Raw genomic sequence first — 17,432 nt, forward strand, 5'->3', positions numbered from 1 at the left:
AAAGCTTTAATTGTAATTTAGCTGTACAGGCAAATGCCGATCACCTATAAACCACCCTATTTCATGAAGACATCTTTTAAACGTTACTTTTTTTTGTGTTTTCTTTTTATTACAGCATCCACCTATGCGCAAACCATCAGTCCGGCGCTTTTAAAACACCAGTGGAAAGCATCGTGGATCACTGTTCCACAGGAATCATTAAAAGAATATGGCGTTTATTACTTCAGGAAAAGCATTGAGCTTTCAGCTAAGCCTGCTTCCTTCGTCGTTCATATATCGGCAGATAATCGTTATAAATTATATGTTAACCAAACTTTGGTTTCGTTAGGCCCCGCCCGCGGAGATACCTATTACTGGAATTATGAAACGGTTGATCTGGCACCATATCTTCAGCCGGGCAAAAACCTCATTGCCGCTGTAGTTTGGAATGATGGCGATTATCGCCCCGAAGCACAGATCTCCTTACAAACAGGTTTCATTATGCAGGGCGATACGCCAAATGAAGAAATAATCAATACCAATAAAACCTGGAAATGTATCCGTGATAAATCATTTAAGCCTATCACCGGTATAGGCTGGCATCCCTATTATGTTGCCGGGCCGGGCGAGCGGATAGATTTAAACCTCTCTATAAAAGATTGGAACACGACCGGGCTTGATGACAGTAGCTGGAAAAATGCTATCCGTATTGACAACGGAAATCCCAAAGGCGTAACCAATGCCTTTGGCTGGATGCTGGTTCCATCGTCAATACCCGCCATGGAAATGACCTTGCAAAGGATCCCGGTTTTACGGAAGGCGGATGGGGTAACTGTTTCATCTACATTCCCGGCAACAAAAACAGCGGGTATTATCCCGGCTAATACGTCGGCTACTTTATTGCTCGATCAAACCTATTTAACTAACGCGTTTTTAACCCTCAATTTCAGCAAGGGCAAAAACGCCGGTATTGGCATTACTTATACCGAATCGCTTTTTAAAAGTTTAAGTGGCCCGGAAGGCCCGGTTAAAGGTAACCGGAATGATGTGGATGGAAAGATCTTTGTTGGCAGGCGCGACAGCATAGTTGCTGACGGCGCCTCCGGCAATTCATTTACTACCTTAACATGGCGCACTTTCAGGTATATCGAAGTAAAAATAACCACCAAAGATGAGCCATTGGTTATTGACGATATCTATGGAACATTCACCGGGTATCCATTTAAAATGAATGCTAAACTGGAAACTTCCAACCCCGAAATGCAGCAGATGCTGGATATTGGCTGGCGCACCGCCCGCCTTTGCGCTGGTGAAACCTATACCGACTGTCCATACTACGAACAGCTGCAATACGTTGGCGATACCCGCATCCAGGCGCTGGTATCTTTTTATAATAGCGGCGATGACCGCCTGGTGCGCAACGCCATCAACCAGATGGATCATTCCCGTCTGGCCGAGGGCATCACACTGAGCCGCCACCCCTCATTCTCGCCCCAAATTATTTCCACCTTTTCGCTCTGGTATATCGGCATGCTGCATGATTACTGGATGTACCGGCCCGATAGTTTATTTATTAAAGACAAGCTGCCCGGCATGCGCGATGTGCTCAATTTTTTCAGCAAGTATCAGCAAGCCGATGGCTCCTTAAAAGATACCCCGTACTGGACATTTGTTGACTGGGTTAATGACAAAGGCTGGGATTTTGGCCAGGCCCCTAAAAGCGCCAAAGGCACTTCGGCTATATTAGATCTGCAGTTGATGTGGGCCTATCGGCAGGCCGCCGAAATAGAAGCAAAAATGGGAATGCCCGCGTTTGCTGAAATGTACAAGGCCAAAGCAGCGCAATTAAAAACCGCTATCCAAAGTAAATACTGGGATGCTGGCAAAAAACTTTATGCCGATACCGAGGACAAGCAATTATTTTCGCAGCATACCAATTCTATAGCAATATTAGCAGGTATGGTATCCAATGCCACAGCGCATAACATCAGCTTAAAATTATTGAATGACAGCACACTCACCAAATGCACTATCTACTTTAAATATTACCTGCACCAGGCCATGGTTAAAGGCGGTTTCGGCGATGATTATTTAAACTGGCTTAACATCTGGCGGGATAATATCAAAATGGGCTTAACCACCTGGGCCGAAATCTCCGACCTTGACCATAACCGCTCCGATTGTCACGCCTGGGGTGCAAGTCCGAATATTGAATTTTACCGTACTGTTTTAGGCGTGGATACGTACGCGCCGGGTTTCAGCAAAATAAAAATTGAGCCGCATTTGGGCCAGATCAGAAATATCAGCGGTGAAGTGCCTCACCCTAACGGAAAAGTTTATGCCAAATATGTGTTCGATAAAGGAAAATGGAGTATCAACATAGCGCTCCCCAAAAACACATCGGGCATTTTTGTGTGGAAAGGAAAAACTTTTACACTTAAAACAGGTAATAACAGTTTAAGCATTTGAAAAAAATAACCGGGGTATTTACATTTTACCTTAATTGCACTGATTTTGCCACGCATAAGTAAAATACTTTTAAATATTGACTCGTTAAATAAAAGCAACGCTAACTTTACCTTTGTTGCTTTAATGGGATAAATTGATTTTATCGCATTATTTAACAATTTGATATTATTAAAATGTGATATTTATGCGCTGGGAACTAAGGGTTTCACCAAATTGCTAACCAGCTAAATAAATTACGCTAAATGAAAAAAACACCATCCCAATTAAGGGTTCTCTCAATCGATATCGGTGGATCACACATTAAAGCCACTATCCTGAATAAAAAAGGGGATTTAAAAATGGAGTACGACAAGATACCTACTCCCGCTCCTGCAAATCCCGAAAACGTTATAAAAGCTATCAACACCCTTGTGAAGGATTTTCCGGCATATGATAAAATATCGGTTGGTTTTCCGGGTTATGTAAAAAACGGGGTTGTTAAAACCGCGCCTAACCTTGGTACCGATTACTGGGCCGATGTTGATTTAAGCAAAAAACTGGAAAAAGCATTAGGCAAACCAACACAGGTGGTAAACGATGCCGATATGCAGGGGCTTGGCGTAGTTGCCGGGAAAGGCCTCGAAATGGTGATAACCCTGGGCACAGGTTTTGGTACTGCTTTGTTAATGGACGGTCATTTATTGCCCCACTTTGAGCTGGCGCACCTCCCGATAAAAGAAGGTATTACCTATGATAACTATATCGGCGAGAAGGCTTTGGAGAAAGAAGGCAAAGAGAAATGGAACAAACGCATGAAAAAGGTTTTCAAAATATTGAAAACTGTATTCAATTACGATACTTTATACATTGGCGGCGGCAATTCAGATGAGCTTACTTTTAAGCTCGACAAAAATATGAAGATAGTTACCAATGCCGATGGTATCAAAGGTGGCGCGAGGCTTTGGCTCAGCGAGGACGAAAGTAAAACCAAACGAAAAATTGCAACACCTACCGAATAAATTAAAAAATAACACTAACTACAATACCTGATAACAAAATGGAAAACCAACAAGACATAGAAAAATTGGCGATTGATACCGTAAGGGTATTGGCAGCCGATGCTGTGCAAAAAGCAAACTCAGGCCACCCGGGTACAGCTATGGCGCTGGCACCGATGGGCCACGTTTTATGGACAAAGTTTTTGAACTACAACCCTAAAAACCCTGATTGGGCAAACCGCGACAGGTTTATCCTTTCGGCAGGCCATGCTTGTATTTTACAGTACAACTTTTTGTATTTAATGGGCTATGATCTTTCTTTAGATGATATCAAACAGTTTCGCCAGCTAAACAGCAAAACTGCCGGTCACCCCGAATATGGCTTGGCCCCGGGCATTGAGGTAACTACCGGTCCGCTGGGACAGGGCTTTGCCAACGCGGTAGGTTTCGCTATCGCGCAAAAACATTTGGCCGCACGTTACAATAAGGCAGGTTTCGAGCTATTCAATTACAATATTTACACCATCTGCAGTGATGGCGACTTGATGGAGGGCGTAACTTCAGAAGCGGCATCACTGGCTGGTCACCTGCAATTGGGTAACCTGATCTATTTATATGATGACAACCACATCTCAATTGAAGGCAGCACTGATATTGCTTTTAATGAAGATGTAAGCGCCCGTTTTCGCGCATACGGCTGGCACGTACAGGATTTGACAGATGTTAATGACACCCATGCGCTTGAGCTGGCCCTCATCAATGCTAAAGCCGAAACTCAGAAACCGTCATTTATCCGCGTTCGTTCGCTGATAGCTTATGGCAGCCCTAATAAATCGGGCACTGCAGGTTCACATGGTTCGCCGCTGGGTGCCGATGAAATTAAACTGGTAAAACAATTCTTCGGTTTCGATCCTGAAAAATCATTCAACGTACCTGACGAGGTGCTGGATTACTATCACAAAAAAGGTGCACGCGGCGCTGCAGTTGAAGAAAAATGGAACAAATTATTTGCAGATTATAAAGCAAAATTCCCTGAATTAGCAGCCGAATACGAAGCTGCCGCGAAAGGCGAACTACCTGCGGGCTGGAAAGATAAATTGCCGGTATTTAAAGGTTCGGACCCTAAAATGGCAACCCGCCAGGCTTCAGGCAAAGTATTAAACGCTATTGCGCCGGCATTGCCAAACCTTATTGGCGGTGCGGCCGACCTTGCTCCATCAACAGAAACAAACCTGAAAGAGTACGATTCGTTTACATCAGAAAACCGTGCAGGCCGCAACTTCCACTTCGGAATCCGTGAGCATGCCATGGGTTCTGCGTTAAACGGTATGGCTTTAACCAAAGGCTTATTACCTTTTGGGGCTACGTTCCTGATGTTCTCTGAGTATATGCGCCCGCCAATCCGTTTGGCAGCCATCATGAAAATAAACCCGATTTTTGTTTATACCCATGACAGTATCGGCTTGGGCGAGGATGGTACTACTCACCAGCCTATTGAGCAATTGGCTTCTTTACGTTCGATACCAAACTTAACCGTGATCCGTCCGGCTGATGCCAACGAAAGCGCGCATGCATGGCGTGTTGCCATCGAGAAAAAAGGCGGCCCAACTGTGCTGATCTTCACCCGTCAGGGCTTACCTATCCTTGATCAGGACAAATATGGCAAAGCCGAAAACCTGGAAAAAGGTGCTTACATCCTTTCAGAAGGCAGCAAAGGCCCTGATTTGATCCTGATCGCTACCGGATCTGAAGTCGCTTTAATTATGCAGGCACAGGAAAAACTGGAAGCTGAAGGCATTTCAACCCGCGTGGTAAGTATGCCATCATGGGAATTGTTTGAAAAACAGGATGCGGCTTATAAAGAATCAGTATTCCCTAAAGCAAGTAAAAAACGTTTGGCGGTTGAAATGGCATCACCAATGGGCTGGCACAAATACATCACCGACGAAGGCGATATGCTGGGCATGACCACCTTTGGTGAATCGGCCCCTGCCGAAGACCTGTACAAACACTTCGGCTTTACTGTTGATAACGTTGTTAAAAAAGCAAAAGCTCTTTTATAGAGGCAAGAAATCAAGAGTCAGGAATCAAGATTTTCCTGGCTCTTGACTCTTGACTTCTTGATTCTAAACTAACATGAACTGGAACAGCAACCTGATAAATAACCTGGAGTGGGCCGATAAGATTATCAATATCGAAGGCAAACAAAAGGTAGCTGCCGAAATAGCGGCAAAAGTTAAGGATGGCGATATTATAGGTGTTGGCTCGGGTTCAACATCATACCTGGCTTTGGTGGCCATTGCCCAAAGGGTAAAAGATGAAAAGCTGAATGTAAAGGCTATCCCTACTTCGGTAGAGCTTTCTATGTTTTGCGCCAAATTAGGTTTGCCTGTTACAACACTGTATGAATATAAACCCGATTGGCTTTTTGACGGAGCAGATGAGGTTGACCCCGACAAAAGCCTGATCAAAGGGCGCGGCGGGGCTATGTTTAAAGAGAAGTTGCTCATCAGCTCAAGTGAAGTAAGTTATATTATAGTTGATGAGTCGAAAATGGTTGATAAATTAGGCTCGAAATTTCCGGTACCTATCGAGGTTTTCCCGCAGGCATTGCCTTATGTGGAAAAGGAGCTGAAAAGTTTAGGGGCCATCGAAATAGCTATCCGTCCGGCAAAAGGTAAAGACGGCCCGATAATTTCAGAAAATGGCAACCTTGTATTGGATTGCAAATTCGATGAAATTGGTAAAAGTTTTGAAAGGGATATTAAATCGATAACAGGTGTAATTGAAAGCGGGCTTTTTATCGGCTTTGATGTAAATATTATCATGGCCTCGAACAGTTAGATTTAGCCTTAAGTCGACATCTTTAGTCCGAAATCTTAAAGAAAATGAGACTTTTGATTTGCTAATTCTAATTTAAGACTAAAAACCGGCATTTACTGCTAAAAACTGCAGACTTACCCCGGAAATGTTAACAAAGTATGATATAAATCTTACAATTACTGACATTCTTATTAAGAACTTTACATAATAGACCGATTTGGTAGCAATTTTTACTACCTTCATCGCGCTTTTAACAAAATAATTAACAAACACAAAAACAAACCCTATTATGGCAACTAATAACGTAGCGCAGATACATGGTTTTGGTCAGAGTATCTGGCTTGATTTTATTGACCGTGAGATCATTTCATCAGGAAAACTTAAACAATTAATTGACGTTGACGGCGTACGCGGCGTTACTTCAAACCCTGCAATTTTTGAAAAGGCTATCAGCAGCAGTTCTGATTATGATGCTGATATTGCCGCGCTCAAATCTGAAAGCGACAACGAAAAGCTGTTTTTTGAAATAGCTGTTAAAGATATCCAGGCTGCTGCCGACCTGTTTAAAGGCGTTTACGAAGAATCAAACAAAGTTGATGGTTACGTAAGCCTTGAGGTTTCTCCGTTCCTGGCTTTAGATACTGAAGGTACTGCTAAACAAGCCGAAGAACTTTGGAAAAAAGTTAACCGCGAAAACGTAATGATCAAAATCCCTGGCACTAAACCAGGTTTGGCCGCTATTCAGCAATCTATTGCAAAAGGCATCAACATTAACGTTACCCTGCTGTTTGGTTTAGAGCGTTACGAAGAAGTAACCGAAGCTTACATTGCCGGTTTGGAAGAGCACTTAGCTGCAGGTCATAAAATTGCCCACATTGCGTCAGTAGCCAGTTTCTTCCTGAGCCGTATTGATGTTGTTGTGGACCCGATCATTGAAGCAAAAGGCGAAAAAGAGCTGTATGGTGAGGTCGCAATCGCATCAGCTAAAAAAGCATACGAAATTTATAAAAGGGTATTCAGCAGCGAAAGGTGGAAAAAACTTGCCGAGCAAGGTGCACAACCACAGCGTTTATTATGGGCAAGTACAGGTAGTAAAAACCCTGCTTTTAAAGATACCAAATATGTTGAGGCATTAATTGGCCCGGACACAGTTGATACCGTTCCTTTGGAAACTGTTGACGCTTTCCGTGATCATGGTGTTGCTGCAAACACGTTAGAAACCGGTTTAGATAAAGCTACCGGGATCTTAGCCAAACTACCATCTTTAGGTATCGACCTTGCTGCTGTAACCCAGCAGTTAGAAGATGAAGGCATCGAAAAATTCAACAAGCCATTTGAAAAGTTGTTGAACGCCATCGAAACACAGAAGAATAAGTAATCAAGTTCTAAGTCTTAAGTCGGAAGTCTTAAGTTCGAAGTCGGGATTATCTCTTTGACTTTGAACTTAGGACTTAGGCTAACGACTTCAATACAAATACATCTATGGAAGTTGCTGATCTGAAGATCCTTTTTTTTGACGTGGGCGGCATTTTGCTGTCGAACGGATGGGGGCATGAGGCGCGCGAAGAAGCGGCCAAACGTTTTAACCTTGATTACGACGAAGTTAACGCGCTGCATAATTTCATTTTTAACGTATATGAAATTGGTAGCATCACGCTCGACGAATACCTTGATACGGTGATATTTAACCACCCGCGGGATTTTGTACGCGAAGATTTTAAGGATTTTATCTATTCTACCTCTGTTGAATTGCCTATGCTGCAATTCCTGAAAGATTGGAAAAAAGATTGCGGCTTCCGCATTATATCAGTGAACAACGAGGGTAAGGAGCTAAACGATTATAGGGTACGTAAGTTTAAGCTGCATGAATGTTTTGATGCCTTTGTATCATCATGCGAAGTAAAAATGCGTAAACCTGATCCGGGTATCTGGCAGTTAGCTATGGGTATAGCCCAGGTATCGCCTCAGCAATGCGTTTATTTCGACGACAGGAAAATGTTTGTCGATACCGCGCAAAAATTAGGCATCCGGTCGTTCCAGCATACCAGCCTCGAAAACACTAAGAAAATTTTAGAAACTCTTAAAAAAGAAAACCTCAAAACAACATGAGCGCAACAGAAAATAAATACGCCTTTGGTATGATAGGCCTGGGTGTTATGGGTCGCAGCCTGCTGCTGAACATGGCCGATCATGGCTTCGCGGTGGCCGGGCACGATAAAGATACCGGTAAAGTAGATTCATTGAACCAGGAAGCTGGTGACAGGGCCGCCAAGGGCTTTGCCGATGTTAAAGAATTTATACACAGCCTTACCACACCAAGGGCTATCATGATGTTAGTGCCTGCCGGTAAAATTGTTGACGCTGTAATTGAGGAATTAACCCCGTTATTGGAAAAAGGCGATATCCTGATTGATGGCGGTAACTCGCACTTTACTGATACAAACCGTCGTGTTGAGGAACTGGAGGCTAAAGGCCTGCATTTCTTCGGTATGGGTGTATCAGGCGGTGAAGAGGGTGCCCGTCGCGGCCCAAGCATGATGCCGGGCGGTGATAAGGATGCTTATGCTGTGATGAAACCTATTTTTGAAGCCATCGCTGCTAAAGTTAATGGCGAACCTTGTGTTACTTACATTGGCCCTGGCGCATCAGGTCACTTTGTTAAAATGGTTCACAATGGTATCGAGTACGGTATCATGCAGGTAATTGCCGAAACTTATGAGATCCTTAAAAAAGGCTTAAAGTTAGGTAACGACGAAATTGGCGATCTGTTCACTAAATGGAACGAAGGCCGTTTACAGTCATTCCTTTTAGATATCACCAAAGATATTTTCAAATACAAAGCACCTGGAACCGATCATTTATTGTTAGATGATATTAAGGACGAAGCGAAAGCTAAAGGCACAGGTAAATGGACGTCGCAGGTGGCTATGGATTTGGTAACTCCAATCCCAACCATCGATACATCGGTATCTATGCGCGATCTTTCAAAATACAAATCACTGCGCGAAAAAGCTTCTGCCCTTTATAACGACCCTATCGAGCTTAAAGGCGATAAGGAGGAGTTATTGGTTGCTTTAGAGCAGGCTTTCTATTTTACCAGCATCCTTACTTATGCACAGGGTATGCACCTGCTTACCAAAGCATCTGAAGAATATAAATATGACCTACATTTAGGCGAAATTGCCAAGATCTGGAGAGGCGGCTGTATCATCCGTTCAGAGTTTTTGAATGACATTTACAACGCTTACAATAAAGATCAGGCACTGCCTCACCTGTTGCTTGACAGTGATATACAGGCATTGGTTGCCGGTACCTTACCAGGCATCAGGAAAGTATTATCGGCTACTATTGCTGCCGGTGTTGCTGCTCCTGGTTATGCTTCAGCATTGAGCTATTTTGATGCTTTCCGCAGCGAAAGAATGCCTTCAAACCTTACCCAGGCCCAGCGTGATTATTTTGGCGCGCACACTTATGAGCTGATTGGTAAAGAAGGCACCTTCCATACACAATGGGCTCCGGCAAACGACTAATTGACGCTATTAATTAAAACAAAACAATGAGCACAACAGCTAAATCAGACCCTACCATATTTATCATTTTTGGTGGAACGGGAGATTTGAACTCCCGGAAAATTGCGCCGGCCCTATATAATCTATTTTTAGATGGATGGATGCCCAAACAATTTTCAATCATTGGTACCGGTCGTACCAAGCTAACCGACGAGCAGTTCAGAGAAAACCTATATAAAGATATCAACCAGTTTTCGCGCAGCGGTAAAACGGATGATAAACAATGGGCCGAATTTGTAAAAAACGTTTATTACCAGGTATCTGACGCTACTGATTTTGAAACATACAAAGAATTTGGCAAACGCATTGAGAAACACAACGCCGAGTGGAAAACTAAGGCAAACGTGTTGTTTTACCTTGCGGTAGCGCCTAATTTCTTCCCGATCATTGCCTCAAACATATCAAAAGCTAAACTGGCCGATGATAAAAAACGTGTAAGGATCATCATTGAGAAGCCATTTGGACACGACCTGGAAACTGCAAAAGATCTGAACCAGTTATTGAAAAGCATTTTTGATGAATGCCAGATCTATCGTATCGATCATTACCTGGGTAAAGAAACTGTTCAAAATATCATGGCTTTCCGTTTTGCCAACTCCATTATGGAGCCGTTATGGAACCGTAACCATATTGAGCACGTACAAATTTCAGTTACCGAGCAATTGGGCGTTGAAGAACGCGGCGACTATTATGATGGCTCAGGTGCGATGAGGGATATGATCCAGAACCACCTGCTGCAATTGCTTTGCCACGTGGCTATGGAACCTCCTATCAGTTTTAGCGCCGACGAAGTACGCGACCGCAAAGTTGACGTATTGAAAGCAATGCGCAAGTTTACCGCTGAAGACGTACGTAACTCAACAGTTAGGGGCCAATACGGCAGCGGATGGATGAAAGGTAAAGAAGTACCGGGATACCGCGAAGAACCAAAAGTTAATCCGGAATCAAATACCGAAACTTTTGCAGCAATTAAGTTCTTCATCGACAACTGGCGCTGGCAAGGTGTACCATTCTACTTGCGTACAGGTAAAAGAATGCACCAGTCATCTTCAGTTATCACTATCCAGTTTAAAGATGTCCCTCACCAGATTTTCCCGGCCGAAGCTACTGAAAGCTGGCAGCAAAACAGGTTGATCATCAGCATTCAGCCAGAGATGAGCATCCGTTTGCAGGTTCAGGCTAAACGCCCGGGTATCGATATGGTATTAAACGCCGTTGATATGGTGTTTGACTATAAAGGTACTTATACCAACCAGGCGCCTGAAGCTTATGAAACACTGATCCTGGATACCATGATGGGCGATCAAACCCTGTTTATGCGTGGTGACCAGGTTGAGGCAGCATGGGAACTGGTAATGCCGATACTAAACACATGGCAAAATAAAAAGAGCCTTAACTTCCCTAATTATTCGGCCGATTCATGGGGCCCTGAAGCAGCAGAAGCTTTAATTGCCCGCGACGGTTATAATTGGTTTACTTTACCTGTAAACGGTAAAAAATAAAAAGCTGATGAAACTGAATATCTATAACACGGAAGGTGAAGTTTTAACCGGGCTGGCAGATCACTTTGTTACCCTGGCTACCGAAGCTATTAACAAAAACGGGAAGTTCAGTGTGGCGCTTTCGGGCGGCAGCTCACCTAAAAAGCTATACGAACTATTAGCTTCAACAACATACGCCGACCAGGTGAACTGGGAAAAGGTTTTCTTCTTTTTTGGCGATGAGCGCAACGTGCCACATGACCATAAGGACAGCAACTACCTAATGGCAAAAAAAGCGTTGTTTGAGCCATTGATGATCAGTCCGGCACAGATTTTCCCGGTTGAGACATCGTTTGGCCCTGCCGAAGCCGCTGCCAAATACTGGGAGGTGATCTCGGCGTTTTTTGATGATGGCGAAGCTAGTTTTGACCTGGTGCTGTTAGGCTTAGGCGATAACTCGCACACCGCATCATTATTCCCTTATACACCGGTGCTGCATGACCGTGTACCCGGCGTAAAGGAAGTATGGCTTGAAGACCAGCAGGTATGGCGCATTACCCTCAACGCACCGCTTATTAATGATGCTGCTCAAATAGCATTCTTAGTTTACGGCGCAGGTAAAGCCGAAGCTGTAAAACACATCCTGGAAGATGATGAGGACATTGAGCTTTATCCGGCGCAGCTTATTGATTCCATATCCGGCGAAGTAGAATGGTTCCTCGACGAACCGGCTGCTGCCGAATTGGAGAATAAAGAATAATATCCGCTATTATTTTAGCCAACTAAAGGGCTTGGGCATTTGCTTAAGCCCTTTTTGTTTTGGCGGTTCTATAATGATTACCGGATGCACATTGTACATTAAATTCACAGGATTTTTTTTCGATATTTAATCGTTTCGCCCAATTTCACGCAGAATTCATCATTTTTCGGGTCAAAAACACATGTTAAGCCAATGTTAATTTTGACAGAAAAACAGCAATTACGACGGCATTTTACACTGCCCTGACTAAAATACCAATAGGGTCAAAAAATAAATTACTATTAATCAATCGATTAAATATTCATGACTTTTGGATGAAAAATCGCATCTGATTTGTGTTGTTAATTTGCTGTGTGTTTAAAACAACATATATCAAAAACACAACAATAGTTATGAAAAATTTATTCAAAGTTTCAGCATTAGCCCTTGCATTTGCAGGCTTAGCATTTGGTGCAAAAGCACAAACATCTACACCTACCACCACTACTACAACATCAACTACAACTAAAAGCGGCATCCGTTACAGCATCGGTGTTGACGCAGGCATTCCTCTTGGCGATTTCAAAGATAACTACAAGTGGAATTTAGGCGGTTCGGTACAAGCTGATATCCCGGTGGTTTCAAACCAGTTATTTGTTACTGTTAACGCAGGTTACAACAATATCTTTGGTAAAAATGATGTGGTTGTAGGTAATACAACTGTTAGCCCTACCGATTTTCATTTGATCCCGGTTAAAGCAGGTTTGAAATACTTCCCGATCAGCAACTTCTACGTACAAGGTGAAGCCGGTGCTGCATTCCTGCTAAACAAATCTGACGTTGGCGCTAATAAATCAACTGCATTTGTTTACGCTCCGCAAGTTGGTGTTCAGTTCCCGGTAAGTGCAAGCAGTTTTATTGATGCTGGTATCCGCTACGAAGCAACTACCAAATATGCTACCGGCGTTGACGCAAGCAAGGTTAACTTTATAGGTTTACGTGTAGCGTACGGCTTTTAATATATGGCCCTACACATACCTTGATATAAAAAGGGGAGCTCATTCGGGCTCCCCTTTTTATTATGTTTTTTTAGTTGATATGAACCTTTATAATTAAATAAATCGTATAAATTAGCACATTGTTTGTATTTTGACACGTAATATTACATTTACCGCACAATAATTGCTGAATATGAAAAGGATCCTCATCATTGATGATGAAGTTAATGTGGCGTTATTGCTATCGAAGTTTTTGACGCGGAATGGGTTTGACGTTAGTACGGCATCAAGCGGTACCGGGGGGATGGAAGCGTTGAAAAATGGTGAATATCAACTTGTACTATGTGATTTCAGGCTCGAAGACACCGACGGCCGCGAAATGCTCCGCAATATTAAAATTCAATATCCAAAAACAGGGGTTATCATCATCACCGGCTATTCAGATATTAAAATGGCGGTTGAGCTTATTAAAATGGGGGCCTATGATTATATCACCAAGCCGCTGTATCCCGATGAAATATTAAATACTATTAATAAGGCCCTTGAAACACACCATGCCCTGGTTGAAATTGACGAGGAGCCCCAGGCGACTATTTTACCTGAGAAAACTAAAGTTAACACTGTAAAAAAAACCGTTTTTGCAGCCGAATTTGTAACCGGCACCAGCCGCGCGTCAAAAGAGCTCGCCCGGCAGATAGAACTGGTGGCACCAACAAACTACAGTGTTATTATTTTAGGCGAAAGTGGTACCGGAAAAGAATCCGTAGCGAAAAGCATTCACCTCAACAGTCCGCGGCATAACCAGCCTTTTATAGCCATGGATTGCGGCTCTTTAACCAAGGAGCTCGCGGCAAGTGAATTTTTTGGTCACGAAAAGGGTTCATTTACCGGCGCTTTATATACTAAAATAGGCCACTTTGAAATGGCTAACGGAGGCACTTTATTTTTAGATGAAGTGGGCAACCTTTCGTACGAGATCCAGGCAGCTTTACTTCGTACCGTACAGGAACGTAAAGTCAAAAGAATAGGCAGTACCAAAGAGATAGATCTTGATGTACGCATTATCATAGCCACCAACGAGAACCTGCAGGAAGGGATTCAGAAGGGCCGTTTCCGCGAAGATCTTTATCATCGCTTTAACGAGTTTAGCATTTACATGCCGCCATTACGTGAGCGCGGCCATGATATTATCTTACTGGCCGAACATTTTTTAAAAATAGCCAACCAGGAGCTCGGGCGCAACGTTGAATCGTTTTCGCAGGAGGTTGTGGATTGCTTTATGAATTACCGCTGGCAGGGCAATATCCGCGAGCTTAAAAACGTGATCCGCCGTGCAGCACTTTTGGCCGAGGGCAATGAGATCACGCTTAAAGCATTGCCGCTTGAAATGTCGACCTATAAATTATCATACGAAACGGCTAATCATTATACGCAGCATCATCATACCACAGCGCATGCGGTAGAAGCGCCCGAGGCTAAAGAACCCCGTCATGACCTTAAAAATGCCGCGCTCGAGGCCGAATATGAAACAATTATAAGGGTATTAAGGGAAGTTAATTTCAACAAAACCAAAGCTGCCGAGATCCTGAATATCGACCGCAAAACCCTCTATAATAAAATGAAGGCCATTAACCTTAAGTAAAATGGGTGCTCATGAAGAAAAGGACGATGCTGAGGCCATGCGCAAATTAAGGCACGATATAAAAAATCAATTATCAAACATTCACCTGGCGCTTGAGCAATTACGGTATGAAATACCCAATCCAACATCAGACTGTTTGTTTTACATGGATACCATAGAAATAAGTTCAATCCGGATCAATACCCTGCTTAACGATACCAATTAAAGGCGTTGCAATTAATGCTTGAAACGCTAAAACTTTTTGGCGTTTTTTTGTTTAAGCAAGTATCAATCAACAGCCTACATGTCAGTCTTCAATTATAAGCAGCGCAACAATATTATCCTGGCGAGTATCATTATACTTGGCTGTTTCTTATTATATGCGCTCAGCAGCTTGTTTAGCTCAATTCTTGGCGCAGTAGTGCTGTTCACCATTTTTCGTCCCCTTTACATTAATCTTGCCGAAAACAAAGGGTGGAACCGCTCGCTGGTGGCCCTGCTTATTATTTTTATATCGCTTATTGTTATCGTGATCCCTTTCTTAACACTAAGCATAATGGTTGTGGGCAAAATTTCAAGCATCAACCTTAAAGATCTCCCGATTGACCAATGGATCTCAAAAATTGACGCATTTGCCGGCGCAAACCTTAATCAACCTCATTTTGCCGAAGAGACATTACAAAAATTAGGCACTTTTGCCACCGGTCTTTTCCCGTCTATACTGGGCAGCGCGGCCAACACCATATTGACCCTGCTGGTATTGTATATTATACTGTATTTCATGTTTACCCAAATACGTGAATTTGAGGCCGGGTTGTTGAAATATGCGCCATTCAGGGAGCAGCACGCATTGAAATTTGCCAATGCCCTGCGCGATTCTACCTATTCAAACGTTTTAGGCCAAGGAATTATAGCACTTACACAGGGAATACTACTCGCCAACGGATTTTGGATATTTGGCATTCCCGACCCGATTTTTTGGGGGGTTATCGCTATCTTTATTTCGTTTTTACCCGTTGTAGGAGCACCAACGCTATGTATCCCGGCAAGCATTGTATTGTTTGCACAGGGGCACAACTGGCAGGGAGTAGCATTACTGGCTTACGGTTTATTGTTCATTGGCAATATTGATAATTTTTTGCGCATGATCATTAATAAACGCGTTGCCAACACACACCCTATTATTTCGATAATAGGCGTTTTTATAGGCCTGCCCCTTTTCGGGATCCTGGGCCTGGTGTTTGGCCCGGTACTGCTATCCTATTTCCTGCTGCTGATGGAAATTTATGAAACAAACCGCATGGCGGCCGACAGGCTTGAACGGATTAACAGCATATAAAATATATCGTACAGCCCTGAATAGTTTTGTGAACACAGGGTAAAATTTATTTGACTGATAAAAGTTAATTTATACTTAAATAAAAATAATTGTGCCAAATGCACATATTTGGCAGGATATTTACACGTAACTAATAAAATGTTCAACTTTTAATTATATTACAATGAATGATAACTCAAAAGTAGTTGTTGCATTGCTTGCCGGTTTAGCAGCAGGGGCAGCGTTAGGTATTTTGTTTGCACCTGATAAAGGCAATGAAACCCGCGACAAGCTTACCGAATCATTAAAAAACCTTGGAGAGTCGATAAAAGATACTGCCGCTGCCGAAATTGACAATCTGGTTGGCTTAAAAGACAAAGTTGTTGAAAACATCAAGTCGAAAATTAAAGGTGCCGAAGAAGAATATCAGGACGACCTGGAGCACGCATAAGCATGTATAACACCAATCCCGGATGCGGATAAAACATCCGGGATATATAACCTTACTCATGGAAGATAAAAAAGAGACTCAACCACCAGTACCCCCAATAGTTGATCAGTTAAAGGAATATGCCGAAACCCGGTTTAAGCTTTTAAAATACGAAGCGATTGAAGGTGGTACCTCCATATTAGCAAGCATCATTGCCGATTTGGTGACTGTAATAAGCATGGTACTGGCTTTTCTTTTTGCAAGTGTTACTTTAGGCTTTTTTCTTGCCGATATTTTACACTCTTACTGGATGGGTTTTGGATGTATTGCCGTGCTTTACTTTTTGATAGCCATGTTTATCAAGATATTTAAACGACACCTTGAAAGGCCGCTTATCAACATCTTTATTCAAAAAATATTTAAAAGATAAACCATGGATCTTCATATCACCAACATCAGCGATCTGCAAGCCGAAATATTCAGGTTAAAAACACTTGAAAAACAGCAATCGGTGGCTTTAAAGGCGCGCGTTAACAGCCCCTCTGCTTTATTTTCGACTGTGCTTACGCTGTTCCCGCGTTCAAATGATACTGATGGTGTAAAAAATACCAGTTTTTTTCATCCCGATATTCTCAACCTCATCTCCAGGTTCGTGATTCCGCTTACCTTGAATAAAACGCTTTTTAAACACTCCAACTTTTTGGTAAAAACACTGGTTGGCCTGGTATCACAAAAAGCTTCAAATTATGTTAATGAGGATACCGTGAGCAACATTTGGGACAAAGCAAAAGCGCTTTTCGCCAAGTTCACTAAAAAGAAAGAAGATGCTGAATATAAGCCCGCGCCCTATGTTAAGCCGGTGGGCGGGGCAGTAGTATAATAATTTTTACACGAATTTTTCGAATTGAGACGAATTTCACGAATTAGAATTAAGTTTAATCTTTGAACTTCGTGTAATTCGATTATTTGCTGCTCAATCTGCAAATCAATTCGTGTTAAAAATTCCCACACGAATTTTGCTAATTATT

16 protein-coding genes are annotated in these 17,432 nt (G+C 42.8%); all 16 read left to right on the top strand.

What is annotated here, in order from left to right; genetic code table 11:
• Window positions 1-63 precede the first annotated feature (63 nt).
• The 16 genes from ABID99_RS25060 to ABID99_RS25135 all read left to right on the top strand — a co-directional run bounded on the left by ABID99_RS25060 (window position 64) and on the right by ABID99_RS25135 (window position 17,284).
• Window positions 64-2,448: an alpha-L-rhamnosidase N-terminal domain-containing protein gene (locus ABID99_RS25060; protein ID WP_373615461.1), complete on the top strand. Its 2,385-nt coding sequence runs from the start codon at window positions 64-66 to the stop codon at window positions 2,446-2,448.
• Between the two features lie 242 nt (window positions 2,449-2,690).
• The gene (locus ABID99_RS25065; protein WP_090532325.1) at window positions 2,691-3,446 is read left to right on the top strand and encodes an ROK family protein; all 756 of its coding nucleotides are present in this window, start codon (window positions 2,691-2,693) and stop codon (window positions 3,444-3,446) included.
• Between the two features lie 38 nt (window positions 3,447-3,484).
• Window positions 3,485-5,488, top strand: a complete 2,004-nt coding sequence (gene tkt / locus ABID99_RS25070) for a transketolase (protein WP_373615462.1) — start codon at window positions 3,485-3,487, stop codon at window positions 5,486-5,488.
• A gap of 73 nt (window positions 5,489-5,561) precedes the next feature.
• Window positions 5,562-6,269: a ribose 5-phosphate isomerase A gene (gene rpiA / locus ABID99_RS25075; RefSeq protein ID WP_176625903.1), complete on the top strand. Its 708-nt coding sequence runs from the start codon at window positions 5,562-5,564 to the stop codon at window positions 6,267-6,269.
• Window positions 6,270-6,537: 268 nt separating this feature from the next.
• A complete protein-coding gene (gene tal, locus ABID99_RS25080; protein ID WP_176625905.1) occupies window positions 6,538-7,626 on the top strand; it encodes a transaldolase in 1,089 nt (362 codons plus the stop codon).
• Window positions 7,627-7,730: 104 nt separating this feature from the next.
• Window positions 7,731-8,357: an HAD family hydrolase gene (locus ABID99_RS25085; protein WP_129568969.1), complete on the top strand. Its 627-nt coding sequence runs from the start codon at window positions 7,731-7,733 to the stop codon at window positions 8,355-8,357.
• Entirely contained in the window at window positions 8,354-9,778 is a 1,425-nt protein-coding gene (gene gndA / locus ABID99_RS25090) for an NADP-dependent phosphogluconate dehydrogenase (RefSeq protein WP_176625907.1), read from the top strand. Before ABID99_RS25085 ends, gndA begins: the two co-directional genes overlap by 4 nt.
• Window positions 9,779-9,804: 26 nt before the next feature.
• Window positions 9,805-11,319 carry a glucose-6-phosphate dehydrogenase gene (zwf, locus tag ABID99_RS25095; protein WP_090532336.1) on the top strand — a complete coding sequence of 505 codons (1,515 nt, stop codon included), beginning with the start codon at window positions 9,805-9,807 and terminating at the stop codon, window positions 11,317-11,319.
• 7 nt (window positions 11,320-11,326) lie between these two features.
• Window positions 11,327-12,058: a 6-phosphogluconolactonase gene (gene pgl, locus ABID99_RS25100; RefSeq protein ID WP_090532338.1), complete on the top strand. Its 732-nt coding sequence runs from the start codon at window positions 11,327-11,329 to the stop codon at window positions 12,056-12,058.
• Between the two features lie 392 nt (window positions 12,059-12,450).
• The gene (locus tag ABID99_RS25105) at window positions 12,451-13,056 is read left to right on the top strand and encodes an outer membrane beta-barrel protein (protein WP_373615463.1); all 606 of its coding nucleotides are present in this window, start codon (window positions 12,451-12,453) and stop codon (window positions 13,054-13,056) included.
• A gap of 172 nt (window positions 13,057-13,228) precedes the next feature.
• Window positions 13,229-14,677, top strand: coding sequence for a sigma-54 dependent transcriptional regulator (locus ABID99_RS25110; RefSeq protein ID WP_188833643.1), 1,449 nt, complete (start codon window positions 13,229-13,231; stop codon window positions 14,675-14,677).
• Between the two features lies 1 nt (window position 14,678).
• Window positions 14,679-14,882 (top strand): hypothetical protein, encoded by a 204-nt coding sequence (locus tag ABID99_RS25115; protein ID WP_090532342.1) that lies wholly within the window; start codon window positions 14,679-14,681, stop codon window positions 14,880-14,882.
• A 78-nt stretch (window positions 14,883-14,960) separates the two neighbouring features.
• A complete protein-coding gene (locus ABID99_RS25120) occupies window positions 14,961-15,995 on the top strand; it encodes an AI-2E family transporter (protein ID WP_090532343.1) in 1,035 nt (344 codons plus the stop codon).
• A gap of 163 nt (window positions 15,996-16,158) precedes the next feature.
• Complete coding sequence (locus ABID99_RS25125; protein ID WP_090532345.1) at window positions 16,159-16,425, top strand: YtxH domain-containing protein; 267 nt, start codon at window positions 16,159-16,161, stop codon at window positions 16,423-16,425.
• Between the two features lie 58 nt (window positions 16,426-16,483).
• Window positions 16,484-16,834: a phage holin family protein gene (locus ABID99_RS25130; RefSeq protein WP_167516304.1), complete on the top strand. Its 351-nt coding sequence runs from the start codon at window positions 16,484-16,486 to the stop codon at window positions 16,832-16,834.
• Window positions 16,835-16,837: 3 nt separating this feature from the next.
• A complete protein-coding gene (locus ABID99_RS25135; protein ID WP_373615464.1) occupies window positions 16,838-17,284 on the top strand; it encodes a hypothetical protein in 447 nt (148 codons plus the stop codon).
• Window positions 17,285-17,432: the final 148 nt, after the last annotated feature.

Source organism: Mucilaginibacter sp. OAE612, assembly GCF_041806395.1.
In the GTDB taxonomy this organism is placed as follows: Bacteria; Bacteroidota; Bacteroidia; order Sphingobacteriales; family Sphingobacteriaceae; genus Mucilaginibacter; species Mucilaginibacter rubeus.